Genomic DNA, 25,183 nt, shown 5'->3' with positions numbered 1-25,183 from the left:
ATATGACACTGCCAGCAATTTTGAAAGACAATCTACGTTTGCCAGTTGTGGCAGCACCTCTTTTTATTATTTCGCATCCGCCTCTTGTTATGGCACAGTGCAAGGCCGGTGTTGTCGGATCCTTTCCCGCCCTTAATGCGCGTCCTGAAGCGCAGGTTGATGAATGGCTGGCAGAAATCACCGAAGGTCTGGCCGATCACAATGCTGCCAATCCCGACAAACCAGCAGCACCTTTCGCTGTTAATCAGATCGTGCATCCATCAAACAAAAGACTGGAGCATGATTTGCGCATGTGCGTGAAGTACAAGGTGCCAATCGTGATTTCATCGCTTGGTGCTGTTCCTGAAGTGAACGCGGCGATCCATTCTTATGGCGGCGTCGTGCTGCACGATGTTATCAATAATCGCCACGCCAATTCCGCTATTCGAAAAGGCGCAGATGGTCTGATTGCTGTTGCAGCCGGTGCCGGTGGTCACGCCGGCTCCCTTTCTCCATTCGCTCTTGTTCAAGAAATTCGCGAGTGGTTTGACGGCCCGTTACTTCTGTCAGGTTCGATTTCGACCGGCGATGCTGTTCTTGCGGCTCAAGCGATGGGCGCGGACATGGCCTATATCGGTTCGCCTTTCATTGCGACAGATGAAGCGCGCGCCGTTGATGAATACAAACAGATGATCGTCGATAGTGCCGCCAAAGATATTGTCTATTCCAATTATTTCACCGGAATACATGGCAATTATCTTGCGCCTTCCATTGAAAATGCGGGCATGGACCCGGAAAATCTTCCCGAAGCAGATCCTTCAAAAATGGACTTCGAAGAAGCGTCGAAAGAAGGTTCCAAAGCATGGAAAGATATTTGGGGATGTGGCCAAGGCATCGGTGCTGTCAAATCCGTCGGACCGGCGGCCAAATTAGTTGATCGTCTGGCAGGAGAATATGCGGCGGCCAAAGCCAGAATAGCAAAAAACTAATATTTTCTTTTTAAGCCGTTCAATCGTGTTCACATAACTTTGATGGGCAGTTGCTGGATTCGTTAAACATTTTCCAGCACTGTTTGCGAAGGAAGTTTTACGCTCACTCTTAAGTGAGCGATGAGCTCGTTTGACGCGGTTTAAACTGGAAATATTCAAATGATCACACGACGTCGTTTTCTGTTAGGTGCAACAACATCTGCGCTGGTCCTCACAACAAGCGGTGCGCTGGCACACAAAGCTCAAGGTTTTACCATTGCGCGCAAGTTTCTGCCTCAATCGGTCCGTTACAGATCGAACTACAAGCGCGGTACAATCATTGTCGATCCACGCAACCATTTCCTCTATTTGGTTGAAAGCGCACATCGTGCGCGCCGCTATGGCGTAGGTGTCGGCAAAGCCGGACTTGCCTTTAAAGGCACCGCGACGATCCGCCGAAAGGCCAAATGGCCCACATGGACACCAACCGCAAATATGATCCGCCGTGAGCCGGGCAAATATAAAAAATATGCGGGCGGCGTTCCTGGCGGCCCCGGCAATCCGCTGGGTTCGCGCGCGCTCTATTTGTATAAGGGCAAACGCGATACATATTACCGCATCCACGGCACCACACAGCCTTCATCTATCGGCCGGTCCGTTTCCAATGGATGTATTCGTATGATCAATGCACATGTTGAAGATTTGTACGATCGCGTGCCAATCGGCGCTCGTGTCGTTGTTATTTGACCCTGCCTGAATAAGCAATGACAAAAGCCCGCACATGAAATGTACGGGCTTAATTTTAATTGAAAGCCATTAATCAGCAGAAGAAACAGCGCGTTTGGTCATTACCTTTACCAAATTTGCGCGATATGCAGCGCTGGCATGGATATCACTCATCAGACCCGAACTATCTACGTCACAACTGTCTAATGCATCTGCTGACCAGTTTGATGCAAGCGCCTCTTCGGCCTCAGTCCATCGAAAGACGCCGTCGTCGCCAGCGCCGGTAACGCCAATGCGGACAGAACCGTCTTTCGCCTTTGCGGCAAAAACACCGGCCATGGCGTAACGCGAAGCCGGATTGCGGAATTTCTCATAGCCGCATTTATCGACACTCTTAAATGAAACCGCCGTTACGATTTCACCTTCCTCCAGTGCGGTTTCAAACATGCCAGTGAAGAAGTCGTCAGCGGCAATCTCCCGCTTATTTGTATGAATGGTTGCATTAAGCGCCAGCATTGCAGCCGGATAATCTGCCGCAGGATCGTTGTTGGCAAGCGAACCGCCAATTGTGCCGCGATGGCGCACTTGTGGATCGCCGATCCAGCCAGCCATTCGAGCCAATGCAGGACATGCTTTGCTTAATGCATTATCCTGATTGACCTCGTAATGCGTGGTCAATCCGCCGATCTTGACTGTATCTCCATCCACGCTCACACCGCTCAAACCGTCGATGTGGGTCAAGTCAACAAGATCAGATGGCGCCGCCAAACGCTGCTTCATCGTTGGCAGCAATGTTTGGCCACCTGAAAGAAACGCGCCATCATCTGCGCTAGCAAATATTTTAGCCGCTTCATCCAGGCTCGAAGCACGGTGATATTTTGTATCGTACATGTTCTTATCCTCTCTTAGCGCGGATTATTTCGCAGCTTTTGTAATATGGCGATCAAACTGGTTTTTATCGTCCCTGCTGCCACCTTTGTTATGCAGCGCGGTCCAAACCGCTTGCGGCGTTGCCGGCATAGTCAAATCATTATTGTCTATTGCATTTGTAATGGCATTGATAACAGCAGGCGGTGAGCCAATCGCACCTGCTTCACCGCATCCTTTGATGCCAAGTGGATTATGAGGACATTCGGTTACCGAGGTCGAAAGCTGGAAGTTCGGCAGATCTTCCGCACGTGGCATTTGATAGTCCATATAGCTCGCTGTCAGGAGCTGGCCGGAATCCGGGTCATAATATGTGCCCTCCATGAGCGCCTGACCGATGCCCTGCGCGACACCGCCATGAACCTGCCCTTCAACAATCATCGGATTGATAATATTTCCAAAATCATCGGCAGCGACAAAATCAATGATCTTTGTTGTTCCGGTATCAGGATCAACCTCTACTTCGCAGATGTAGCATCCCGCAGGGAAGGTAAAGTTGGCCGGATCGTAAAATGCGCCCTCTTTCAATCCGGGCTCCATGCCATCGGGCAAATTGTGGGCGGTGTAAGCCCCCAGTGCCATTTGGAACCATGGTACGGACTTATCAGTACCAGCAACTTTCAATTCGCCATTTTCAATCTCGATATCAGCTTCATCGGCTTCCAAAAGATGGGCCGCAATTTTCTTGGCTTTCATCTCGACTTTATCCAGCGCTTTCATAATCGCACTCATGCCGACAGCGCCGGAGCGGGAGCCATAAGTGCCCATGCCCATCTGCACCTTGTCAGTATCTCCATGAACAATCGAGACGCTGTCCATAGGGACACCGAAACGTTCGCAAACCAGCTGCGCAAATGTCGTTTCATGACCCTGGCCATGACTATGAGAACCGGTCAGCACTTCAATTGTGCCAACGGCATTGACGCGCACTTCGGCAGATTCCCACAGGCCTACGCCCGCCCCAAGCGAGCCAACTGCTTGAGATGGCGCAATGCCACATGCTTCAATGTAACAGCTCATACCAATGCCGCGCAGCTTACCGCGCGATTCTGCTTCTTTCTTACGTTTGGCAAATCCGGCATAATCTATCTGCTTCATCGCCGCATCCAGCGACACCTCGAAATCACCGGCATCATAATTCATGATGACAGGCGTTTGATGCGGGAACTCACGAATGAAGTTCTGACGGCGCAGTTCAGCCGGATCAACACCCAGTTCGCGGGCCGCTGTTTCCATTGTGCGCTCAAGCAGATAAGTCGCTTCCGGCCGCCCTGCACCGCGGTAAGCATCGACCGGTGCCGTATTGGTATAAACCGCCCGCACATTGCCATAAATTGCCGGAATATTATACTGCCCCGACAGAAGCGTTGCGTATAGATATGTCGGCGTTGCTGAAGAAAACAGAGACATATACGCACCAAGATTGGCAATCGTATCGACCTTTAGACCGACAATATTATTGTTGGCATCAAAGCCCATTTTAACTTTGGTGATATGATCGCGGCCATGTGCATCGGTCAGAAAGCTCTCGGTGCGGTCCGCAGTCCACTTGACTGGAACGCCTGTGCGTTTTGATGCCCAAAGACAGACGATCTCTTCCGGATAAATATAAATTTTAGAACCAAAGCCACCACCGACATCCGGCGCGATAACCCGTAATTTGTTTTCCGGCGCAACATTATAAAATGCGCTCATGACCAGACGGGCGACATGCGGGTTTTGTGAGGTGGTATAACAGGTATAATGATCTTCAGCGTCATCATAAATGCCAAGCGCAGCGCGTGGCTCCATAGCGTTGGGCACAAGCCGGTTGTTGACAATGTCCATTTCTGTGATGTGCGCCGCACTTGCCAGCGCCTTGTCTGTCGCTTCTTCGTCGCCAAGGCCCCAATCAAAAATCAAATTATTCTTCGCTTCGGGATGTATCTGCGGTGCGCCATCCGCCAGCGCCTTATCCGGCTGGGTTACAATATCAAGCTCTTCATACTCCACTATGCAAGCCTCTGCAGCATCGCGCGCCTGCGCCTTGGTATCGGCGACAACGATCAAGACCGCGTCGCCAACGTAGCGAACGGTGTCCTGCGCCAATGGCCGCCAAGCGCCCATATTCATTGGAGAACCGTCTTTAGAGTGGATCATCCAGCCGCAAATAATATTGCCAATGCCATCATCTGCGAGTTGTTGCCCGTTTAATATACCGATCACACCGGGCATTTTTTCAGCAGCCTCAGTATCGACTTTTTTGATTTTTGCATGAGCGTGAGGGGAGCGTACAAATACCGAGTGTTTCATGCCGGCTACGACCATATCGTCGGTGTAGCGTCCCTTCCCGGTGATGAAGCGTTTGTCTTCTTTGCGCGCAACCCGTGCGCCAATACCTTCGATTCCCATTGAACTTTCCTCGCTAAGTTCGCGCTTTCAGTGCTATCACGTTCAGCGCCTGTCTCCGCGCTTCATTCACAATGCCGGAGACGTTACCTCGACGCGCAGGACCATACCCGCGCGGGTTGTTCAGCTATTCGGCGGCGACTTTCGCGGCGCCGTCCATTTTGGAAGCAGCGTCCAGAATGGCTTTAACAATGTTATGATAGCCGGTGCACCGGCAGATATTGCCTTCAAGCTCGGCGCGTACCGTTGCCTCGTCAAGCTTTGTACCGTGGCGTTTAATGATATCGGTTGCGGCCATGATCATGCCCGGCGTGCAAAACCCGCACTGCAAGCCATGATGCTCGCGGAAGGCCGCCTGAACGGGATGCAAGTCACCGCCGCCGGACAATCCTTCTATAGTTGTAACTTCACACCCTGATGCTTGTGCTGCCAGCATCGTGCAACTTTTTACAGCTTTCCCATCAACATGCACGACACAGGCACCACATTGTGATGTGTCGCAGCCAATATGTGCGCCCGTCAGATTAACATCTTCGCGTAAAAACTGGACCAGTAATGTCCGGTCCTCAACGTCTTTCTCAACGTTTTTCCCGTTCACAGTCAGTGAAACTTTAGCCATAGATATCCTCCCGAATGAACGGTGGCAATCGGCCCTCCCAGACTGATCGTCACCGGGAGATAAAAGTGTGCCTCTATGATGAGGACTTGTCCAGACATTCGCAAAAATAAAGCCATCCCTGCTCATTCAGACGCGCCTAAAAACAACAATGACAATACTTCACAGGCAAAGATTGACGTTAACGTCAAAATCGCTTGCGTTTGAAAATTTGCTCTTTAGGATGGTTTCCAACGACAAATAGATGCAGCCGCACTGGCTGCCGGACGGTTGGGAGATCGTGCGGACAACATCGTAAGGGGAGGCAAAATGACCAAAAACAAAATAGATCGCATTTGGCTGGATTCATATCCGGAAGGTGTCGCAGGTGAAATTAACGAATTGTCTGAAAACTCCCTTACGGAGTTTTTCGACAAGCACTTGGAAAGGTTCGGCAGCAAGCCCGCATTCACATGTATGGGGAAGACGATGACCTATGCCGAGCTTGACGCTGAGGCAAAGGCGTTTACGGCCCATCTACAATCAAAAGGTTTTGTTAAAGGCGACCGTATCGCGATCATGATGCCGAATGTGCTTCAGTATCCGGTGGTTATGATTGGTATTCTACGTGCCGGCCTGACGGTTGTGAACGTGAACCCGCTTTACACGCCGCGCGAACTTGAACACCAGCTTAAAGACTCCGGTGCGAAAGCCATTATTCTCCTTGAGAATTTCGCCAACACCTTGCAGCAGGTTATCGGCAAGACTGATGTCAGACATGTAATCGTCGGCACAATAGGTGACGAGCTTGGCTTTAAAGGTCACATCGTCAATCTGGTCGTCCGCCATGTCAAAAAGATGGTGCCATCTTGGTCTTTACCAGCACATATTACTTATAAGGACGCGATATCTGACGGAAAAGGCAAGACTGCGAAACCTGTACCGCAGGAACTTTCCGATATTGCTTTCCTACAATATACGGGCGGCACAACAGGTGTCTCCAAAGGCGCGACGCTTACACATAGCAATATTCTGTCAAATATTATGCAATCAAAAATGTGGCTTGATGTCGGTTACCGCGACAAAGGAAAGCCGGATACAATCAACTTTGTTTGCGCCCTGCCGCTCTATCATATCTTCGCGCTGACCGTGAACGCGTTTGTCGGCATTAAAGAAGGCGGCCATAATATACTCATCACAAACCCGCGGGACATTCCTGCCTTTGTGAAAGAGCTAGAAAAAGTCGAATTCCACTTCTTCCCCGGCCTCAATACGCTGTTTACAGCCTTGATGAACAACGAGAACTTCAGAAAGCTGGATTTCTCCAAGCTGCGCATGACATTTGGCGGCGGCATGGCTGTGCAGGTTCCCGTGGCGAAACGTTGGCAGGAATTGACCGGTTGCTTGATCACGCAAGGCTATGGCCTTTCAGAAACGTCGCCTGTTGCTACAGGCATGCGCATGGATGCTACTGAATTTAAAGGCACTATCGGCCTGCCAATGCCATCAACAGATATCGCCATTCGCGATGAGAACGGCAAGGATTTGCCGATCGGCGAAGTTGGTGAAATCTGTATTCGCGGACCGCAGGTTATGGCCGGTTACTGGAACCGGCCTGATGAAACCGCAAAGGTTATGACGAAAGACAACTTCTTTCTTTCCGGTGACATGGGCTACATGGACGAGGCGGGTGAAACACATATCGTTGACCGCAAAAAGGATATGATCCTTGTCTCCGGCTTTAATGTGTATCCAAATGAAGTTGAAGAAGTCGCAGTGATGCATGAAGGCATTCTAGAAGCGGCAGCGGTTGGTGTTGCTGACGACCACTCTGGCGAAGTCGTAAAATTGTTTGTGGTCAAAAAAGATCCAAACCTCACCGAAGACGATGTGAAAAAACATTGTGCAGACAAGCTGACCAACTACAAACGTCCCAAAATTGTCGAGTTCCGTGACGATCTGCCGAAGACCAATGTCGGTAAAATTTTGCGCCGGGAACTTCGCTAATATCGGGAAGGCTTTCTTGCCGGTTATTTATCAATGCAGATGCGCTTGTTTAGCGCATCTGTGACCAGCTCTGTTAGAGCAAGAAGTTTTTATAATCTGCAAGCCGAAGCTACGGGTTTGCTTTTGGAAGTAAATTTTAATCGATTTAACTTCACGCTGTCATATTAATTTGCTAAAGCCAACGGCAACACACGGAGCCGATGATGACAAGCAAATCCAATGCACTCGCTACCCTGAAATCTCACTTTGAAAGTGACGCGCCGAAAGATATGCGCGCAGCCTTTTCAAATGACCCGAAACGGTTTGAGAAAAATTCTGCAAGATTTGACGACTTGCTGTTTGATTGGTCAAAATGTGCGGTCAATGATCAAACACTGAATTTGCTTGAAGATCTCGCTCTTGAGAAAGATGTGGCGGCCAAGCGTGATGCGATGTTCAGCGGCGAGCATATTAACACCACCGAAGACCGCGCGGTTCTCCACACCGCGCTGCGCAACCGCACGAACCTTCCGGTAACCGAGGACGGTGAAGACGTCATGCACGGCGTCAATGCGGTACTCGACCAGATGGGTAGCTTCTGTGAAGGTGTGCGTTCCGGCGAGATCAAAACGGCAAATGGCAAAAACTTCACTGACATTGTCAATATCGGTATTGGCGGCTCTGATCTCGGCCCTGCCATGGCAGTACTTGCACTGGCTCCCTATCATGACGGTCCGCGCTGCCATTTTGTTTCCAATATTGACGGTGCCCACATCGCAGACACGCTGAAAAATGTGCAACTGGAAACAACGCTTTTCATTGTCGCCTCAAAAACATTTACAACCATCGAAACAATGACCAATGCGCAAACCGCGCGTCAAGCTGTTGTCGATGCACTGGGCGAAGAGGCTGTCCCAAGCCATTTCTGCGCTGTTTCCACCGCGCTTGATAAGGTTGCCGAATTTGGCATTGAAGCGGACCGTATTTTCGGATTTTGGGATTGGGTTGGCGGGCGTTACTCGCTCTGGGGCGCAATCGGCCTTCCAATAATGATGGCGATTGGCGCCAAGCGTTTTGGCAAATTTCTTGACGGCGCCCATGCGATGGACAAGCATTTTAAAGAAGCACCAACACGCGATAATTTGCCGATGATGCTTGGATTGATTGGATATTATCATCGCGCAGTGTGTGACTATTCCACCCGTGCGGTCATTCCCTACGATCAACGCCTTTCGCGTTTGCCCGCTTATCTGCAGCAGTTGGACATGGAGTCCAATGGCAAGAGCACAACTTTGGATTCACAAAGCACAAGCGGACCGTCAGGACCAATCGTCTGGGGTGAACCTGGCACAAACGGCCAACATGCCTTCTTTCAGCTCCTGCATCAGGGCACAGATATCATACCGGTCGAGTTTATTGTTGCAGCCACCGCGCATGAGAAAGGCATGGATGTGCATCATGAACTCTTGCTTGCAAATTGTTTCGCGCAGTCTGAAGCTTTGATGAAAGGCCGCAGTCTGGAAGAGGCTCATAAGCAACTGACAGATAAAGGGATGGGAAAAGCCGAAGCTGACCGTTTAGCGCCGCACAAAGTTTTTTCCGGCAACCGGCCTTCCATAACTCTTGTTTATGAAAAGCTAACCCCGTTCGCGCTTGGCCGCCTGATTGCGCTTTATGAACACCGCGTTTTCGTTGAAGCCCAGCTTTATGGCATCAACGCGTTTGATCAATGGGGTGTAGAGCTTGGCAAAGAACTTGCCACAGCGCTTTTGCCGGTTGTGCAAACAGGTGAAGGCACCGGCAAGCTTGACAGTTCTACAGCGGCGCTCGTCAATTATATACGTAGCTACTCTGGTTGAGATTGCACCTGACCTACAGCCAAAGAAAAGTAACGGCTTGAAGCACAATTATCGATGGCTTAGGCATTTAACCATACACAAATTCAGAGGGTATGATGAGCAAAGCGCCAAAACGTCTACGCAGCCAGGACTGGTTTAACAACCCCGACAATCCCGGCATGACCGCATTGTATCTGGAACGATACTTGAATTTTGGTCTAACGCGCGAAGAGTTGCAATCCGGCAAGCCGATTATTGGCATTGCACAAACCGGTTCAGACTTGTCTCCATGTAACCGTCACCACATCGAGCTTGCAAAACGTGTGCGCGATGGCATCGTCGCTATGGGCGGTATTCCCATTGAGTTTCCTGTCCATCCTATTCAGGAAACTGGCAAACGCCCTACAGCAGCGCTGGACCGCAACCTGTCCTATCTGTCGTGCGTTGAAGTACTTTACGGCTACCCGATTGATGGTGTTGTGCTGACTATCGGCTGCGACAAGACTACGCCTGCAATGCTCATGGCCGCAGCGACGGTCAATATTCCCGCCATAGCTCTTTCTGTCGGCCCGATGCTCAACGGCTGGTGGAAAGGTGAGCGTGCAGGTTCAGGTACGGTTATCTGGAAAATGCGCGAGAAGCTTTCGACTGGCGAAATCGACTATGAAGAATTTATGGAGGCGGCCGCTGCCTCTGCGCCTTCGGTCGGTTATTGCAACACGATGGGCACAGCAACGACAATGAACTCGCTTGCCGAGGCATTGGGCATGCAATTGCCGGGTTCTGCCGCAATACCGGCGCCTTACCGTGAACGCGGGCAGATGTCTTATGAGACTGGCAAGCGTATTGTCGAAATGGTGCGAGAAGACCTCAAACCATCCGATATTATGACGCGCGAGGCCTTTGAAAACGCAATCGTTATCAATTCGGCCATTGGCGGCTCGACCAACGCACCTATTCATTTGAACGCGATTGCAAGGCATCTTGGTGTGCCTCTCACCAATGACGACTGGCAGAAGCTTGGCCATAAAATTCCTCTTCTGGTTAATTTGATGCCTGCGGGCAAATATCTAGGTGAAGACTACTCGCGCGCCGGCGGCGTTCCCGCAGTTGTCATGGAGCTCATGAAAGAAAATCTTCTGCCGCACCCGACAGCTTTAACAGCCAACGGCAAAACGATGGGTGACAATTGCGCGAACGTTAAAAACGCAAATGAAGATGTTATTAAAACCGTTGCAAAGCCAATGTTGGAAAATGCAGGTTTCATAAATCTGACAGGTAACTTGTTTAATTCTGCCATCATGAAAACCAGCGTTATTTCAGAAGAGTTCCGTCAACGATATCTATCCAATCCGGATAGCCCTGATGCGTTTGAAGGCAAAATTGTCGTTTTTGACGGGCCTGAAGATTATCATCACCGTATTGATGATCCTAAAGAGGGCATTGACGAAAATACAATCCTCGTCATGCGGGGCGCAGGGCCGATCGGTTATCCCGGTGGTGCAGAAGTTGTTAATATGCAGCCGCCAGCCCATCTTATTAAAAAAGGGATTACGTCACTGCCCTGCATCGGTGACGGGCGTCAATCAGGTACATCCGGTTCACCGTCGATCCTCAATGGCGCGCCTGAAGCTGCTGCAATGGGCGCGATTGCACTTTTACAAACGGGTGATCGTCTACGGGTTGATCTCAATAAGGCCGAAGTCAATATTTTGATTGATGATGCGGAATTAAACGCACGAAAAGAGGCGCTTATTGCAAAAGGCGGCTACCCGTATCCTGAGTCTCAGACACCGTGGCAGGAGATTCAGCGCGGCATTGTCGATCAGTTTGATGAAGGCATGGTGCTGAAGAATGCGCCCAAATATCAGGCGATTGCACAAAACCTCGGACTTCCCCGTGACAGCCACTAATTAGTGGATTGTGGCAATAAGCACCTTTGTATTTCACAGAGAAGTACTTAGAAGTAATATCATGAGTGATAAGAAAAAGGACCATCGGGTCGGGATTATTCCCTTTTCCATGCGCGGCGATTTAATCGCCGTGCTTTTTGTGACGTCTCAAACCCGGGGCCGTTGGATATTGCCTAAAGGCCGCTCAAAAAAGGGCGAGTCGGATAGCGAAGCCTCAATCCGCGAAGCATTTGAAGAGGCAGGCATCAAGGGAAAGATACTGACCGATTTTCCAATGACTGTCATGATTGAAAAATCAACCGTCGATGGGACAACCGACCGTGTTCCGGTAACTTATTACCCAATGTTTGTGCGCAAGCAGGTTGATGAGTTCCCGGAAATGGACAGCCGGGAACGGCATTGGGCTCTGCTTGATGATGCGCCGCGTGTTGCCTATCATGATGACTATCTTGAAGTCATAAAGCAATTCAAACGGCTTTCTCCCAGAATTAAACAAGCTGTAGAAGCCAATAAATAAAGGCAGAAAGGAACGCTGAAGCCGGAACTGTGATCACCCAGGCAGCCGCGATGGAAAGTGCAAAATTGCGGCGCACCAGACGACGTTTTCTGTGCGCGGCAACAGCATCAAACGCATCATCTGCGGTCGCGTTGAGCTTGTGACCGGGACGCAATTTGCGCTTGTTAGGGTTCTCAACATATTCTCTTAGAAAGCCAACACCAAAGACAGCGCCAATAGCAATGTGAGTTGAGCTTACGGGAAGTCCTAAGTTACTCGCAATCAACACTGTCACAGCAGATGAAAGCGCTACGCAATATGCACGCGGTGAATTAAGACGTGTAATTTTCTCACCAACGACTGAGATCAGTTTCGGGCCAAACAGCACGAGACCTATCGCGATACCAAAAGCACCTACAACCATAACCCAGATCGGAATTGCAACCTGACTTGCGATTTCATTTCCGCTTGAAAGTGTGGATACAATTGCAGCCAGCGGCCCGACAGCGTTGGCAACATCATTAGCGCCATGGGCAAATGAAAGGAGAGCAACACCGATGATTAAGGGAACATCAAAAAGACCATACATGTCCTTTTTGGTATTTTGCCGACCTACAATCTTCCGCTCGATATGGGGTCGTGCCAGAAAATACGCGACACCAAAAGCTAGCAGCGAAGCAATGACTATTTCTACCGAAGAGGGGCTCCATATCTTCTTAAGCCCTTTTGTTGCCATATAGGCCGTAAAGGCAGAGGCCATGACAGCGATCAAAATCGGCACCCATTTTTTGGCTGCCGGAATTCTGTCTTCAACGTTTAGAATTTTAATCTTAATCAGGTAAAGCAACGCGGCCGCCACCGCTGCGCCAAATACAGGCGAAATTACCCAGCTTGCAGCGATAAGCCCCATCGTATTCCAATCGACAAGGCCAAAACCGGACGCAGCAACCCCCGCGCCAAGCACGCCCCCGACGATGGAATGTGTGGTTGATACCGGTGCGCTCAACCAAGTTGCCAAGTTAATCCACAGCCCTGCCGCAAATAGTGCTGCAAGCATGAGTGAGCGAAAGTCCTGAACAGAGATTTGATCGCTTTCAGGCGAGATGATGCCCTTTGACACTGTCGAAACAACATCACCGCCTGCCAGCAAAGCGCCGGCTGTCTCACAAATAGCAGCAATGAAAACCGCGCCCAGAACAGTTAGAACCTTACCGCCAACGGCCGGTCCCATATTATTCGCAACATCATTGGCACCGATATTAAGCGCCATATAGCCACCAACGATGGCAGCGATTACAACGATGAGCGTTTCATTACCGAAACTGGAGTAAGAACGACCGACCAATAGCCCGACAACGGCAAGAAAAATCACCGACAAACCAAGCGGGACGACAATGCTGCGTAAATTGAAAAATTGCGACTGACCATATTCGATACGGCGCAGGTCATTTACATAACGATTTCCAGGATTTTTATCGGGTGCGGTCAAACTTGTACTCCGAATTTAAACACAAATATACACGGCAAAAGGCCCTGTTAGCTCAATTTTGAAATGAAGGCTTTAGCTGATGCAATATAGGCAGTGGATACTTGTCTAGACAGCGTCTTCGCCGCCACTTGAAACATGAGCGTTTATATTGGCGAAAAACGCAGATGCAAGCTTTTTGGCTGTCGAGTCTATTAACCGGCTGCCAAGTTGCGCCATTTTTCCACCGACATCCGCTTTTGCTGTATAATTTAAAGTTGTTAAATCAGGTGCTGTTTCAACCAAACTTACATCGGCTCCGCCTTTGGCAAACCCGGCTATGCCGCCCTGCCCTTCCCCGACAATTGTGTAGCCGTGCGGTGGATTGAGGTTTTGCAGTTCAACCGCGCCTTTGAAATTGGCTTTCACTGGTCCGATCTTTAAACTGACGACAGCATTTAAATGGGTTTCATCCTCTTTTTCCAACTCCTTGCATCCCGGAATACAGGTTTTCAATATATCCGGATCGTTAAGCGCGGCCCAAACCGTTTGAATGTCCGCCGCAATTTCTTCACTCCCTGACATTTCTAAAGCCATCGCTCGCCTCCCTGATACTCTCGACAACCTTACCTAAAAAACAGTGCGACACCAAATCTCTTATTGATATCGACTCATATTAGGCGCCAAAGGAGACAGCCTTACTTTAATCCTTCATTTACCATCGTTCAGCACAAAGCATATTACACGAAACTTTATTGCCTTTGGCTCCGTACATGCCCTCAACACAAGGGGATGAATGTGAATAAAGACGACAACGCCGCGCTTCAAGAAATCAGGCGGCGACTACAAAATGCTCAAACCGAACACGCCGCTAAAGCGAGATTAGCCTCACAAAGAAAGATGCGAGCACACATTAAGATGATGTGTGCTGTTATTCTGATCTGCCTGACTGTCTTCGTAATTACAAAAGGACTGGCAGCGCTTTGACCACACTTGCTTCACAGCCTGCAAAGTTCGAAAAACTTAACCTCGACCAATAAATGGCATAGTCGTTGCCATCACAGTCATAAACTGGACATTCGCCTCAAGCGGCAGATTGGCCATGTGTAAAACTGAATTGGCAACATGAGCCACATCCATTACCGGCTCTGGTTTAATTGATAAATCCGCCTGCGGCACACCCTCTACCATTGCAGCGGTCATATCGGACGCCGCATTGCCGATATCAATTTGACCGCAGGCAATATTATAAGGGCGTCCATCCAGCGAGATGGACCGCGTCAAACCTGTAATCGCATGTTTGGATGAAGTGTAAGGCGCAGATCCCGGACGCGGGACGGATGCAGAAATCGAACCGTTATTGATGATGCGCCCGCCTTGCGGGCTTTGCCTGCGCATGAGGTTAAACGCGCCACGGGCACATAAAAATGCGCCGTTCAAATTGACATTGATAACTTTCAGCCATTCATCAACGGGTATATCACCGATAGGGGCCGCAGATACGTTGCCGCCTGCATTGTTAAACAACACATCAAGACGGCAATGTTTGTCTTCAATAGCGCCGAATAGCGCGTCCACTTGATCAGGCTGTGTTATATCGCACGCTATTGCCGCACAATGCTCCTTGCCAATTTCATTAGCTACCTTTGTCAGCCTCTGTTGGTCACGGCCGGTAATGATGACTGCATAGCCATTTTGAGCGAGTGTTTTTGCACATGCCAGCCCAATGCCTGACCCTCCACCGGTAACCAGCGCTACTTTTGACAAAACATTCTCCTCTTCATGTGCCTTTATTCGTCTGCTTCGGCAACATGTACACACTAATGACTATCACCTTGGGACAAATGATTATGTAGCAATCGGTCTTATCGCAAGGTGTGAAACCGTTGGATTTAGCGCTGACAACAACTGCTTGGCCTTGCGCTTTTTCCATATGCAGCTATTCCACGCTTACCAAATTTAAAAATAGCGATGTAATTTCCGTATAGTCGCGCAAAAGACAATCTGGAATATCGTGACGGAGCAGCAGCAATGAGCCAATCTGAATTCACCATCAGAAAGCCGGACGACTGGCACATTCACCTGCGTGATGGCGATATGCTTAAAGCCGTAATTGCCCACTCAAGCGAAAACTTTGCACGGGCTATCATCATGCCCAATCTTGTGCCGCCGGTCGTCACAACGTCACAGGCCAATGAGTACAAAGAACGCATCAATGCCGCCAAGCCCGCCGGTCATGACTTTGTACCTTTGATGACTTTATACCTAACGGAAACAACAGACTTAAATGATGTTGTTGCCGGTGCCGCATCCGGTCTTATCAGAGCTTTGAAACTCTATCCGGCAGGCGCGACCACCAATTCCGACAGCGGCGTGCGTAACTTTGAAACAATTCTTCCGATTTTAGAGAAGATGGCAGAAATCGGCTTGCCGCTTCTTGTGCACGGCGAAGTGACCGATCCCGATATCGATATATTTGACCGTGAAGCTGTCTTTATCGAGCGGGTTCTGGATCCTATTCGCAGTAAAGTCCCCGATCTTAAAGTTGTCATGGAACATGTGACCACGCGCGACGGTGTTGATTATGTTTCATCAGGCGGCGATAATATCGGTGCGACAATTACCACCCATCATCTGATCATTAACCGGAATGCCTATTTGGTGGGCGGCATCAAGCCGCATTATTATTGCTTGCCGGTCGCGAAGCGTGAAGAACATCGCCTTGCTCTGCGCGAGGCGGCAACCTCCGGTAACGCGAAGTTTTTCCTTGGCACGGATTCTGCCCCGCATCCTGATGGTGCAAAAGAGTCCGCATGCGGTTGTGCCGGCATTTACACGTCGATTAACACATTGAGCTGCCTCGCCCATGTTTTTGAGCAGGACGGCAAATTGGATAATCTGGAGGCGTTTGCAAGCTTGAACGGTCCTGCCTTCTATGGTTTGGAGCCCAACGAAAAGTACATACGTTTTACCAAGTCTGAAACACCAATTGTCTATCCGAATAAAATAGACGTTCACAACGACAAAGTAACTGTATTTGACCCTGGCTTTCCCCTATTTTGGAAGCATCAAGAGATTGACGCCAACGCTGCTTGAGCTGTCACACCGATAAAAGGCAAGATAATGAACACAAGTAATTTCCCTGATCGCGAACTGATCGCCGAGATGACTGCAAAGATGCTACTGGAGATTGGCGCTGTTCATTTCCGCACTGACAAGCCGTACATGCTGACATCCGGACTGGCGAGTCCCGTCTATATTGATTGCCGCAAACTAATTTCCTACCCGCGTATTCGCAGCACATTGATGGACTTTGCCGCCGGGGTAATTTTGCGTGACATCGGCTTTGAAACAATCGAAAGTGTGGCTGGCGGCGAAACCGCGGGCATTCCATTTGCAGCATGGATTTCTGAGCGCCTTGGCTTGCCGATGCATTATGTTCGCAAAAAACCAAAAGGGTTTGGCCGCGACGCACAAATTGAAGGTAATTCAGTTGAAGGCAAACGTGTCCTGCTCGTCGAAGATTTGACAACCGACGGCGGCAGCAAGATCAAGTTTTGCGAAGCTATCCGCAATGCCGGCGGTGAAATTTCTGATACGATTGTTGTTTTCTATTATGACATCTTTCCTGAGGCGACTCAGAATCTTCAATCGATTGGCCTTAATCTGCATTATCTTGCAACATGGCGCGATGTCTTGGCCGTATGCCAAAAGCAAAGTTATTTCGACAAAGAAACCCTTACTCAGGTCGAAAGCTTTCTGGACGACCCGCTTAGCTGGTCAGGGGCCAATGGCGGCGTGACAAAAATTTCATCGGTGGACAAATAATAAAGCAGTACGCGCTTGCTGTTGTGCAAACAATAAAGCGGCAATAATTGACAAGCAGGCTGGCTTACTCGAAACAATAATCCGATGAAATCCCATCGCCTCGACAAAATTGATCTGAGTATTTTAGCCGCGCTTGTCAAAAATGGCCGCTTGAGCAAAAGCGAGCTCGCGCGCCGCACCGGTCTTGGCACAACATCCTGTTGGGAACGCATACAGCGTCTTGAGGAAGCAGGTGTAATTACCGGATATCGCGCAGAGTTTTCTTTGAAGGCTCTTGGTCCGACAGTCACTGTATTTGTGATGATTGAGCTTGGAGAACACCGCGCGCAGGATTTCGACCAATTCGAACGTGAGATTGCAAAGCACGATGAAATCACGGGATGCTGGGCTCTTGGTGGCGGATATGACTATCTGATGCAGGTTGTCACCCGCGATATAGAGACTTATCAATTATTAATCGACAATGTACTGGAGCAAAGGGCCGGTGTTAAACGCTATTTTAGCTACATCGTCACGAAACCAGTGAAAGACGCACCGCCGCCATTTGAGATACTTCTTCAGAAATAACGCCTTCTTCCGGCATATTTTCGGAGCAATGCCATAAATCTCCGAACAATTTTCGCCTGCCTCTATGGTAGCTTGAGACACTCCACTTTTTTGCAAATGAGGCTGATGTGTCCAAAACTATCAACAGCACCCAATCTATCTTTTCTAACTTGAGCGACCCAAGTCTGCTTCAGGAACAAGCTTACTTGGGCGGCCAATGGACAGAGGGACAAAATGGCAAAAAAATCGCCGTGACAAATCCCGCGACCGGAGATGCAATCGGCCAGATTGCCTGTCTTTCGCCAAATGACGCAAAGTCCGCATTAAAAGCTGCCCATGACGTATGGCCAGACTGGGCAAGTAAATTACCGCAAGAGCGCATGGCCATTTTGCGCGGTTGGTTCGAACTCATGCTGGAACACCGTGAAGACCTGGCGCTGATTATGACGGCCGAACAGGGCAAGCCTATTTCCGAATCCCGCGGCGAAATTGATTATGCCGCAGCTTTTCTTGAATTCTATGCGGAAGAAGCGCGCCGTCCGAACATTGAAAATGTTACATCGCATCTGCCCGATGCTGAAGTAGAGATATGGCGCGAACCAGTGGGTGTTGCCGCCCTTATTACGCCGTGGAATTTTCCGTCCGCTATGCTAACGCGCAAAGCCGGTGCGGCGCTTGCCGCTGGTTGCACCGTTGTAGCCCATCCGTCCATCGAAACACCTTACTCTGCGCTTGCACTGGCTGAACTGGCACAACGTGCAGGCATGCCGGATGGCGTGTTTAATGTGATCACCGGGCAAGCACCGGAGATCGTCGGGGCGTGGATGGAGGATGCACGCGTTAGAGCGGTCTCGTTTACCGGTTCAACGGAAGTCGGACGGCTGCTTTATCATCAAAGCGCGGACACCATTAAACGGTTGATATTGGAACTGGGCGGACATGCCCCATTCCTTGTTTTTGCAGACGCCGACATGGACCGCGCCGTGGACGAGGCGATAAAGGCCAAATTTGCAACATCGGGGCAAGATTGCCTGGGCGCCAACCGGTTCCTGATTGAGCGTTCGGTTTACGAAGAATTCTGTGAGGCTTTTACTGCACGTACAAAGGAACTGACAATTGGCGCCGGGATCGATGATCCTGACATCGGTCCCTTGATGAATGAAAAAGCGGTCGCCAAGCAAAAGGAGCATATTGAAGACGCAATTGCCCGCGGTGCGCGGCTGCTCTGCGGTGGCAACATACATTCGCTGGGCGGTCTGTTCTTTGAACCTACTGTGCTTGCCGATGTGCCAGCAGATGCGAAAATCATGCACGAAGAAACGTTCGGTCCTGTGGCAGCCATTTCATCATTTGACAATGAAGAAGAAGCAATTAAGCGCGCTAACGATACTGAATACGGCCTTGTTGCCTACCTTCATACGCAAGATCCGCGCCGCATTTACCGCGCCAGCCGGTCGCTTCGCTTTGGCATGGTTGCCGTCAACAGAACGAAGGTAACCGGTGCACCAATTCCGTTTGGCGGAATGAAACAATCCGGACTTGGACGCGAAGGGTCGCGTTTTGGCTTGGAAGCCTTTACTGAAATAAAATATGTCTGCCGTGACTGGGCTTAGAACAAAGGAAAAAGAGATGAATAAACAACTTACAAACGATCAGCTAACACAGTGGGATCATGATCATTTCTTCCACCCGTCTACGCATCTAGGCCAGTTTGCCCGCCGCGAAATGGGCAACCGTATCATTACGGGTGCAAATGGCGTTCACATTACAGACCGCGAAGGGCGCAGCTCGCTTGACGCATTTGCCGGTCTATATTGCGTTAATGTCGGATATGGCCGCACAGAGATTGCCGAGGCCATTGCCGAGCAAGCCCGTGAGCTTGCCTATTACCATTCCTATGTCGGCCACGGCACTGAAGCTTCGATCACGCTATCGAAAATGATTACGGACCGCGCGCCAGACGGTATGAACCATGTTTATTACGGGCTTGGCGGCTCGGATGCCAACGAAACCAATGTCAAACTGGTTTGGTATTACAACAACATTCTTGGCCGCCCTGAGAAAAAGAAAATTATATCGCGTTGGCGCGGTTATCACGGTTCCGGCCTTGTAACAGGCTCGCTCACAGGGCTGGAACTCTTTCATAAAAAGTTTGATTTGCCGCTCGACCAGATTCTTCACACAGAGGCACCTTACTACTATCGCCGCGATGATCTATCGATGAGCGAAGAACAGTTTACTGCCCATTGTGCCGCCGAGCTTGAAGCAATGATTGAGCGGGAAGGCGCAGATACAATTGCAGCTTTCATTGGAGAGCCGGTTCTTGGCACCGGCGGCATTGTGCCACCACCGGCCGGATATTGGGACGCGATCCAAAAGGTTTTGAACAAATACGATATTCTTTTGATCGCCGATGAAGTTGTTACCGGATTTGGCCGCCTTGGCTCGATGATGGGATCAGACCATTATGGTATGAAACCGGACATTATCACCATTGCCAAAGGTTTGACCTCTGCTTATGCACCGCTTTCCGGCTCAATCATCTCCGACAAGATGTGGGAAGTCCTCGAACGCGGCACGGATGAAAACGGTGCTATCGGACATGGCTGGACCTATTCCGCGCATCCGATAGGCGCTGCCGCCGGTGTAGCCAACCTGAAACTACTTGATAAGCTTGAGCTTGTTTCAAACGCTGCAACTGTCGGTAAATATCTGAATGAGACCATGACCACCGCCTTAAGCGAACATGTCAATGTCGGAGAAACTCGCGGTGAAGGAATGCTCTGCGCTGTCGAACTCGTAAAAGATCGCGATAGCCGAAAGTTCTTCGATGCTTCCGAAAAAGTAGCGCCGCGGGTTGTTGCCAAGATGCTGGAGCGCGGTGTTATTGCGCGCGCGATGCCTCAGGGTGATATTATCGGTTTTGCGCCACCGTTCTCACTGTCACGCGATGAAGCTGACAAGGTGGTTGAAGCAACAAAAGAATCTGTTGTTGAAGTCTTGGGTCAATAGGCCTCAATAAACTACACTTGATGTGAAGCCAGAACTGGCTTCACATTTTTGCCTGAAAGAAAAGGCCGACTCAATATTCTTTCAAATCTATGGCTGGGAGCGCGTGTTCGTTAAGCTTGAGAGCAGAGAAGAAAGAACGCTCTCATAAGCTTTGCTATCCGGCTGTCCGTTGCATGCCAGCGCAGCCCGATCAAACATTGCCGATACTAGATCTGCATATATATCCACCTCTTCGGCAGTCACGCCGGCTCCCATCGCCTCTTTAAGCCCGATCCGCAGTTCGCGTCCGCCAGTATCCAAATCTATCTGGCGCATCTCTTCAGGTCCAAGAACCGCAGGCCCTTCAATTAAGAGCAAGCGAATTCGGCCCGGCTTCCGCATAGCCTGAAAATAAGCTCTTGCGCCATCCAGCAATGCATCCGCAGAATTTGCCGCATCGATTGAACTAGCTTCGATCTCCTGAGCAATATTTGACGCTTCCACCTCCGCAACCGCTTTAAACAAAGCTCTTTTATCTTTGAAATGATGGTAAAGCGCCCCGCGCGTTACACCCGCCATTTCAACCACTTCTGGCGTTCCCGTTGCAGCATAACCCTTTTCAAAGAAGAGCGTTCGGGCAACGCCGATCAAAGCGCTACGCGTTTCCTGAGTACGGTCGATATTTTTACGTCTCTCTTGCATACATGCAGCCTGTATGTTATTTAATTATTCACATACAGTGTGTATGTTTTTATTGAGGAATGCAAGCGATGAAACTGACACAATATTATCCCGTTCTAATGGTGGAAAATGTCCCTGAAATCAGTACGTTCTATCAAACCCATTTCAATTTTCGGTCACTTTTTGACAGTGACTGGTATGTTCACCTTCAGTCTAACACTTATGAAAGTGTCAATCTGGCAATCCTTCAGGGAGATCACGCGACTATTCCTGAAGCGGCGCGCGGTCGGGCTTCCGGCATTTTACTGAATTTTGAAGTGGAAGATGTCGACTCAATTTATGAAGAGTTAAAAAGCAAGGACTTGCCGATCCTTCTTGAATTGCGCGATGAGCCTTTCGGTCAAAGACACTTTATTACACGCGATCCGGCAGGTGTATTGATTGACGTCATAAAACCGATTCCGCCAAGCGCTGAATTTATTGCGCAATTTGAAAGAGAAGCACTGCCGCAATAAACAAGCTTTTGGGCAGGTATTCTCAGTATCTGCCCTTTTTAATATTTTGAGGCCCGCCAACATTGGGGCCATTGCGCTAGCCAGACCATCTATATTCAAAATGAAAGCTGTGTACGGAAGAGGCCACTGAAGATGGGCCTGCGGACATGCTGAGTTATCTCAGATGAAATGATATTCTTATAGAGGAAAGAGATGGCGCACCCGGGAAGATTCGAACTCCCGACCCCTTGATTCGTAGTCAAGTGCTCTATCCAGCTGAGCTACGGGTGCTTTGCGCATATGCTCTGCATTGCGACTTGGCGGTTGGTAGTCCTTCGAAAACAAAAATGCAAGTGTTCAATTGCAGTTTTTCCATCTAACGCCAATTTTATCTTGCAAGTTAGTTTTCTACAGAGTCCGCTGGCATCTGAGGCTCCTTCTTGGGCATCATACCACCTTTGCCGACAGGCAGATGAATTTCGAAATGTGTGCCGACTGTGCGCCCTTCGCGAAGATTAATCGAACCGCCATGCGCGGTAATCAGTTCATGCGCGATGGCAAGCCCCAGACCGGTACCATTGTGACGGGCAGAACCTTTAAATGCGGAAAAGAGATTGTCCAAGGCCTTTTGAGGCAATCCAGGGCCGGTATCTTCAACATTGATGGTGATATTTGTTTCGTTCTTCGTAGCGGAAATATCAAGGCGCTTGATCGATGACGGCATTTGATCATCTCGCATCGCCTGAACTGCGTTACGGCATAGATTGTGCAAAATACGGAACAGTTGCTCTGGATCGGCATCAATTTCAAAATCACCGCCAACAGTCGACGAAAACGCTACATCTTCATCAACCGCGATTCCCAAGTGGTCACGCACATCTTCAACAACAGATGCAAGTGCAATACGGCGGCGTTGCGGAGATTGTTCCTGTGCCTTTCCGTAAGACAGCACATCGTTGGTATAATTGACCGCACGGTCAAGCGTACGGATAATCTTTGGCCCAAAGCGCTTCACTGCTGGGTCGTCACTATCGGCCAACATGTCCGACATAAGCTGAGCGGAAGCCAAAATGTTACGCATATCATGGTTTATTTTGGAAACGGCCAGACCAAGATCCGCCAAACGTTTCTGACTGCGCAATGTGTTCTGTAACTGGCGCTGCATGGTGATAAGCTCACGCGCGGCAATTCCCATTTCATCATTACGGTCCTCAAACTCTGTCACCGCATCCGGTGCAGACGGATCTGCCGCGAATTTTAGCATAGACCGCGTGATTGCGCGTGCCGGTCTGATCATGATCCGATTGATCGCCAGAAAAACCAAGAGTGCCGTGAATACTGATATCAGCAACGAAATGATCGCGACATTACGCGCATAGATAAGCATGGCATCCCGCAGCTTGTCGTCATTCAATACCATTTCGATTATTTGCTCGGAGTCACCGATTTTACCAACAACCCGCAGCGCTTTATCGCCGCCAAAAATCATCGTGTCAAAAGCATCGGCAATCGCATCAAAAGGCGAAAAATTGTCGACATTGACCATGTCGTCCACTTGCGGCGGCATTTCAGCAACGACAACAAGGCGGGCAGTGCCGTCGGTGCGCAAAGCAATTGCTTTCGCGCCGGTTGCCATCAAGACTTCGTCTTGAGCAGCCCGCGATAAATCTGCACTTGTTTCGGTCGAGATCAACACGCTTGCAGCGCCAGCCGTATTCAACCGCTCCTTAAGCCACTCAATCCGGAAATTGGCGACAGAAGGCACAAACATCAAAACTTCTGCAATCAAAACAAATACAATTGTAAGCCCCAAAAGTTTGGATGAAAGGCTTCGGGTAGCACTTACTTTGATTTTGCTTGTATCGGCTACATCAGCAGACATCGAGATACTTTCTTTGTGTGCACTATCGCAATTCAAGCCTAGCCAAACATGCGCAAGAAGCCAATTATGCGGCGTACAAATGGCTTACGCGTCATTGGTGCAGAGAAAGATGTCGCTGCCCGCTTTGAAATTTCCGTCATCGTCGGATAAGGCGCGATGTAGCCGCGCAAATCCTGAACCTTCATCTTTTGCGAGATAGCCAGAGAAAAGATATTGATCATCTCTCCTGCGCCCTGCCCCGCGATGGAAGCGCCCAGAATTTTACCTTTTTTACTGGTTATGACTTTAACAAGCCCTTCGGTCTTGCGCTCTGCTTGTGCTCTGTCATTTTCAGCATAAGGCCAGCGCAATATTGTAATGTCATTGCTTTGTTTTCGCGCCGCCTCTTCACTCAATCCCACATGGGCTAGCTCTGGGTCCGTATAGGTTGCCCAAGGGATAATATCGCGGTTCTCTTTGCCGGGCCAACGGAACAAAATAGACTGAATAACAAGACCGGCATGGTATCCAGCTACATGCGTAAACTGCAGGCCGCCGGCCACATCGCCAATCGCATAGACACGCTTATTGGATGTTCTAAGTGCGTTTGAAACTTTGATGCCGCTACGTTCATAATCGATACCGGCTTTATCAAGATCAAGGCCATCAACATTCGCAGCACGGCCCGTTGCCACCAATATATGTGACCCAACAACTTCTTCGTTTCCATCATCGGTTTCGACTGTAACCTTGATCGTCGTTTTGGTTTTTTGTGCAACCTCGACAACCTTGGCGCCTTCCATGATTTGCACGCCTTCCTCACGCACATTTCGCAACACAACCCCGGCAAGCTCTGGATCGTCTTTACCCAGCGCCTTCAAGCCTTCAATGACCGTCACTTCGCTTCCCAGACGGCGATGCGCCTGCGCCATTTCCATACCGATCGGTCCGCCGCCGATAACAATTAAATGAGCCGGTCGCCGCGTTTGCTCAAAAAGCGTTTCATTGGTCAGATATTCGACCGTATCAAGACCGGGAATAGGTGGCACGAATGCTGATGATCCGGTCGCGACGACGAACCGTCGGGCTTTGACTTCATAATCACCTGCGACAACAGTATCTTTATCGACGAACTTTCCGTGCGCTTCGATAACCTTCACGCCAAGCGCAGTGAAACGCTCGACAGAATCGTTGGGCGCGATTGCACCTATTACGCTGTGAATATGGTCATGTACTTTTTTGAAGTTTACTTCCGGCTCAACCGATTTGATTCCAAATTTGTTGGCATGGCGCATTGCGTTTGCGGTTTTACCGGCTGCGATCATGGCTTTCGATGGTACGCAACCATAATTCAGGCAGTCGCCACCCATTTTTCCGCTTTCAATCAGCACGACCGAGACCCCAAAAGCCGCCGCTGCCGCTGCCACAGTCAAACCGCCGGAGCCGCCGCCAATAACGCAGATATCCGGTTGAAGTAATTCAGTCATTTTTGTCCCCTTGA

21 protein-coding genes and 1 tRNA gene are annotated in these 25,183 nt (G+C 49.7%); 12 read left to right on the top strand and 10 right to left on the bottom strand.

Going from position 1 to position 25,183, the window contains the following annotated elements; all coding sequences use genetic code 11:
• Positions 1–2: 2 nt before the first annotated feature.
• Together SU32_RS13135 and SU32_RS13130 are read left to right on the top strand one after the other, a co-directional pair.
• Positions 3–968 carry an NAD(P)H-dependent flavin oxidoreductase gene (locus tag SU32_RS13135; RefSeq protein ID WP_053999831.1) on the top strand — a complete coding sequence of 322 codons (966 nt, stop codon included), beginning with the start codon at positions 3–5 and terminating at the stop codon, positions 966–968.
• Positions 969–1,127: 159 nt separating this feature from the next.
• Positions 1,128–1,694: a L,D-transpeptidase gene (locus SU32_RS13130; RefSeq protein ID WP_201454948.1), complete on the top strand. Its 567-nt coding sequence runs from the start codon at positions 1,128–1,130 to the stop codon at positions 1,692–1,694.
• A gap of 69 nt (positions 1,695–1,763) precedes the next feature.
• Here the strand turns inward: SU32_RS13130 and SU32_RS13125 are convergent, their stop codons facing one another.
• From SU32_RS13125 to SU32_RS13115, 3 genes are all read right to left on the bottom strand, one after another.
• A complete protein-coding gene (locus SU32_RS13125; RefSeq protein WP_053999830.1) occupies positions 1,764–2,564 on the bottom strand; it encodes an FAD binding domain-containing protein in 801 nt (266 codons plus the stop codon).
• 24 nt (positions 2,565–2,588) lie between these two features.
• Positions 2,589–4,991, bottom strand: a complete 2,403-nt coding sequence (locus SU32_RS13120) for a xanthine dehydrogenase family protein molybdopterin-binding subunit (RefSeq protein WP_082376743.1) — start codon at positions 4,989–4,991, stop codon at positions 2,589–2,591.
• Positions 4,992–5,115: 124 nt separating this feature from the next.
• A complete protein-coding gene (locus tag SU32_RS13115) occupies positions 5,116–5,607 on the bottom strand; it encodes a (2Fe-2S)-binding protein (protein ID WP_053999829.1) in 492 nt (163 codons plus the stop codon).
• Positions 5,608–5,913: 306 nt separating this feature from the next.
• Between SU32_RS13115 and SU32_RS13110 the strand changes: the two genes are divergently transcribed.
• The 4 genes from SU32_RS13110 to SU32_RS13095 all read left to right on the top strand — a co-directional run bounded on the left by SU32_RS13110 (position 5,914) and on the right by SU32_RS13095 (position 11,837).
• Positions 5,914–7,590 (top strand): long-chain-fatty-acid--CoA ligase, encoded by a 1,677-nt coding sequence (locus SU32_RS13110; RefSeq protein WP_053999828.1) that lies wholly within the window; start codon positions 5,914–5,916, stop codon positions 7,588–7,590.
• Positions 7,591–7,793: 203 nt separating this feature from the next.
• Positions 7,794–9,428 (top strand): glucose-6-phosphate isomerase, encoded by a 1,635-nt coding sequence (gene pgi, locus SU32_RS13105; RefSeq protein ID WP_053999827.1) that lies wholly within the window; start codon positions 7,794–7,796, stop codon positions 9,426–9,428.
• Between the two features lie 95 nt (positions 9,429–9,523).
• On the top strand, positions 9,524–11,320 hold the full coding sequence (locus SU32_RS13100) for an IlvD/Edd family dehydratase (protein WP_053999855.1): 1,797 nt from the start codon (positions 9,524–9,526) through the stop codon (positions 11,318–11,320).
• 61 nt (positions 11,321–11,381) lie between these two features.
• A complete protein-coding gene (locus SU32_RS13095) occupies positions 11,382–11,837 on the top strand; it encodes an NUDIX hydrolase (RefSeq protein ID WP_053999826.1) in 456 nt (151 codons plus the stop codon).
• Here the strand turns inward: SU32_RS13095 and SU32_RS13090 are convergent.
• The 3 genes from SU32_RS13090 to SU32_RS13075 form a co-directional block, all read right to left on the bottom strand.
• Positions 11,809–13,305 (bottom strand): inorganic phosphate transporter, encoded by a 1,497-nt coding sequence (locus tag SU32_RS13090; RefSeq protein WP_053999825.1) that lies wholly within the window; start codon positions 13,303–13,305, stop codon positions 11,809–11,811. The two genes, SU32_RS13095 and SU32_RS13090, sit on opposite strands and share 29 nt — an antisense overlap.
• A gap of 105 nt (positions 13,306–13,410) precedes the next feature.
• The gene (locus SU32_RS13085; protein ID WP_053999824.1) at positions 13,411–13,878 is read right to left on the bottom strand and encodes an SRPBCC family protein; all 468 of its coding nucleotides are present in this window, start codon (positions 13,876–13,878) and stop codon (positions 13,411–13,413) included.
• A 426-nt stretch (positions 13,879–14,304) separates the two neighbouring features.
• Positions 14,305–15,048, bottom strand: a complete 744-nt coding sequence (locus SU32_RS13075) for an SDR family oxidoreductase (RefSeq protein WP_053999822.1) — start codon at positions 15,046–15,048, stop codon at positions 14,305–14,307.
• 264 nt (positions 15,049–15,312) lie between these two features.
• Between SU32_RS13075 and pyrC the strand changes: the two genes are divergently transcribed.
• The 5 genes from pyrC (at position 15,313) to SU32_RS13050 (ending at position 20,667) form a co-directional block, all read left to right on the top strand.
• Positions 15,313–16,377, top strand: a complete 1,065-nt coding sequence (gene pyrC / locus SU32_RS13070) for a dihydroorotase (protein ID WP_053999821.1) — start codon at positions 15,313–15,315, stop codon at positions 16,375–16,377.
• Positions 16,378–16,404: 27 nt separating this feature from the next.
• On the top strand, positions 16,405–17,109 hold the full coding sequence (locus SU32_RS13065; protein WP_053999820.1) for an orotate phosphoribosyltransferase: 705 nt from the start codon (positions 16,405–16,407) through the stop codon (positions 17,107–17,109).
• An 84-nt stretch (positions 17,110–17,193) separates the two neighbouring features.
• The gene (locus SU32_RS13060; protein WP_053999819.1) at positions 17,194–17,676 is read left to right on the top strand and encodes an Lrp/AsnC family transcriptional regulator; all 483 of its coding nucleotides are present in this window, start codon (positions 17,194–17,196) and stop codon (positions 17,674–17,676) included.
• A 107-nt stretch (positions 17,677–17,783) separates the two neighbouring features.
• Positions 17,784–19,268 (top strand): NAD-dependent succinate-semialdehyde dehydrogenase, encoded by a 1,485-nt coding sequence (locus SU32_RS13055; RefSeq protein WP_082376742.1) that lies wholly within the window; start codon positions 17,784–17,786, stop codon positions 19,266–19,268.
• Positions 19,269–19,284: 16 nt separating this feature from the next.
• Positions 19,285–20,667: an aspartate aminotransferase family protein gene (locus SU32_RS13050; protein ID WP_053999818.1), complete on the top strand. Its 1,383-nt coding sequence runs from the start codon at positions 19,285–19,287 to the stop codon at positions 20,665–20,667.
• 87 nt (positions 20,668–20,754) lie between these two features.
• On the opposite strand, the gene SU32_RS13045 is transcribed toward SU32_RS13050, so the two are convergent.
• Complete coding sequence (locus SU32_RS13045; RefSeq protein WP_053999817.1) at positions 20,755–21,348, bottom strand: TetR/AcrR family transcriptional regulator; 594 nt, start codon at positions 21,346–21,348, stop codon at positions 20,755–20,757.
• 68 nt (positions 21,349–21,416) lie between these two features.
• Here SU32_RS13045 and SU32_RS13040 point away from each other — a divergent pair, with 68 nt between their 5' ends.
• Positions 21,417–21,842: a VOC family protein gene (locus tag SU32_RS13040; RefSeq protein ID WP_053999853.1), complete on the top strand. Its 426-nt coding sequence runs from the start codon at positions 21,417–21,419 to the stop codon at positions 21,840–21,842.
• A 193-nt stretch (positions 21,843–22,035) separates the two neighbouring features.
• Here SU32_RS13040 and SU32_RS13035 read toward each other — a convergent pair.
• The 3 genes from SU32_RS13035 to SU32_RS13025 all read right to left on the bottom strand — a co-directional run bounded on the left by SU32_RS13035 (position 22,036) and on the right by SU32_RS13025 (position 25,169).
• Positions 22,036–22,112: transfer RNA gene (locus SU32_RS13035), tRNA-Arg, on the bottom strand.
• 109 nt (positions 22,113–22,221) lie between these two features.
• The gene (locus SU32_RS13030; RefSeq protein ID WP_211097770.1) at positions 22,222–23,703 is read right to left on the bottom strand and encodes a sensor histidine kinase; all 1,482 of its coding nucleotides are present in this window, start codon (positions 23,701–23,703) and stop codon (positions 22,222–22,224) included.
• Positions 23,704–23,741: 38 nt separating this feature from the next.
• Entirely contained in the window at positions 23,742–25,169 is a 1,428-nt protein-coding gene (locus SU32_RS13025) for a dihydrolipoyl dehydrogenase family protein (protein WP_053999816.1), read from the bottom strand.
• Between the last annotated feature and the right edge of the window lie 14 nt (positions 25,170–25,183).

Origin of the sequence: Ahrensia marina (assembly GCF_001293565.1) — a bacterium.
Classification (GTDB): domain Bacteria; phylum Pseudomonadota; class Alphaproteobacteria; order Rhizobiales; family Rhizobiaceae; genus Ahrensia; species Ahrensia marina.
Note: the sequence above shows the minus strand (reverse complement) of the source record. Positions and strands in the feature narration are given on the sequence as shown.

Excerpts from the sequence above, each read along its gene's own strand:
- SU32_RS13130 (WP_201454948.1), top strand. The coding sequence starts at position 1,128 with ATGATCACACGACGTCGTTTTCTGTTAGGTGCAACAACATCTGCGCTG.
- SU32_RS13060 (WP_053999819.1), top strand. The coding sequence starts at position 17,194 with ATGAAATCCCATCGCCTCGACAAAATTGATCTGAGTATTTTAGCCGCG.
- SU32_RS13135 (WP_053999831.1), top strand. The coding sequence starts at position 3 with ATGACACTGCCAGCAATTTTGAAAGACAATCTACGTTTGCCAGTTGTG.
- SU32_RS13025 (WP_053999816.1), bottom strand. The coding sequence starts at position 25,169 with ATGACTGAATTACTTCAACCGGATATCTGCGTTATTGGCGGCGGCTCC.
- SU32_RS13045 (WP_053999817.1), bottom strand. The coding sequence starts at position 21,348 with ATGCAAGAGAGACGTAAAAATATCGACCGTACTCAGGAAACGCGTAGC.
- pyrC (WP_053999821.1), top strand. The coding sequence starts at position 15,313 with ATGAGCCAATCTGAATTCACCATCAGAAAGCCGGACGACTGGCACATT.
- SU32_RS13120 (WP_082376743.1), bottom strand. The coding sequence starts at position 4,991 with ATGGGAATCGAAGGTATTGGCGCACGGGTTGCGCGCAAAGAAGACAAA.
- SU32_RS13095 (WP_053999826.1), top strand. The coding sequence starts at position 11,382 with ATGAGTGATAAGAAAAAGGACCATCGGGTCGGGATTATTCCCTTTTCC.
- pgi (WP_053999827.1), top strand. The coding sequence starts at position 7,794 with ATGACAAGCAAATCCAATGCACTCGCTACCCTGAAATCTCACTTTGAA.
- SU32_RS13125 (WP_053999830.1), bottom strand. The coding sequence starts at position 2,564 with ATGTACGATACAAAATATCACCGTGCTTCGAGCCTGGATGAAGCGGCT.
- SU32_RS13030 (WP_211097770.1), bottom strand. The coding sequence starts at position 23,703 with ATGTCTGCTGATGTAGCCGATACAAGCAAAATCAAAGTAAGTGCTACC.
- SU32_RS13110 (WP_053999828.1), top strand. The coding sequence starts at position 5,914 with ATGACCAAAAACAAAATAGATCGCATTTGGCTGGATTCATATCCGGAA.
- SU32_RS13085 (WP_053999824.1), bottom strand. The coding sequence starts at position 13,878 with ATGGCTTTAGAAATGTCAGGGAGTGAAGAAATTGCGGCGGACATTCAA.
- SU32_RS13050 (WP_053999818.1), top strand. The coding sequence starts at position 19,285 with ATGAATAAACAACTTACAAACGATCAGCTAACACAGTGGGATCATGAT.
- SU32_RS13100 (WP_053999855.1), top strand. The coding sequence starts at position 9,524 with ATGAGCAAAGCGCCAAAACGTCTACGCAGCCAGGACTGGTTTAACAAC.
- SU32_RS13040 (WP_053999853.1), top strand. The coding sequence starts at position 21,417 with ATGAAACTGACACAATATTATCCCGTTCTAATGGTGGAAAATGTCCCT.
- SU32_RS13115 (WP_053999829.1), bottom strand. The coding sequence starts at position 5,607 with ATGGCTAAAGTTTCACTGACTGTGAACGGGAAAAACGTTGAGAAAGAC.
- SU32_RS13065 (WP_053999820.1), top strand. The coding sequence starts at position 16,405 with ATGAACACAAGTAATTTCCCTGATCGCGAACTGATCGCCGAGATGACT.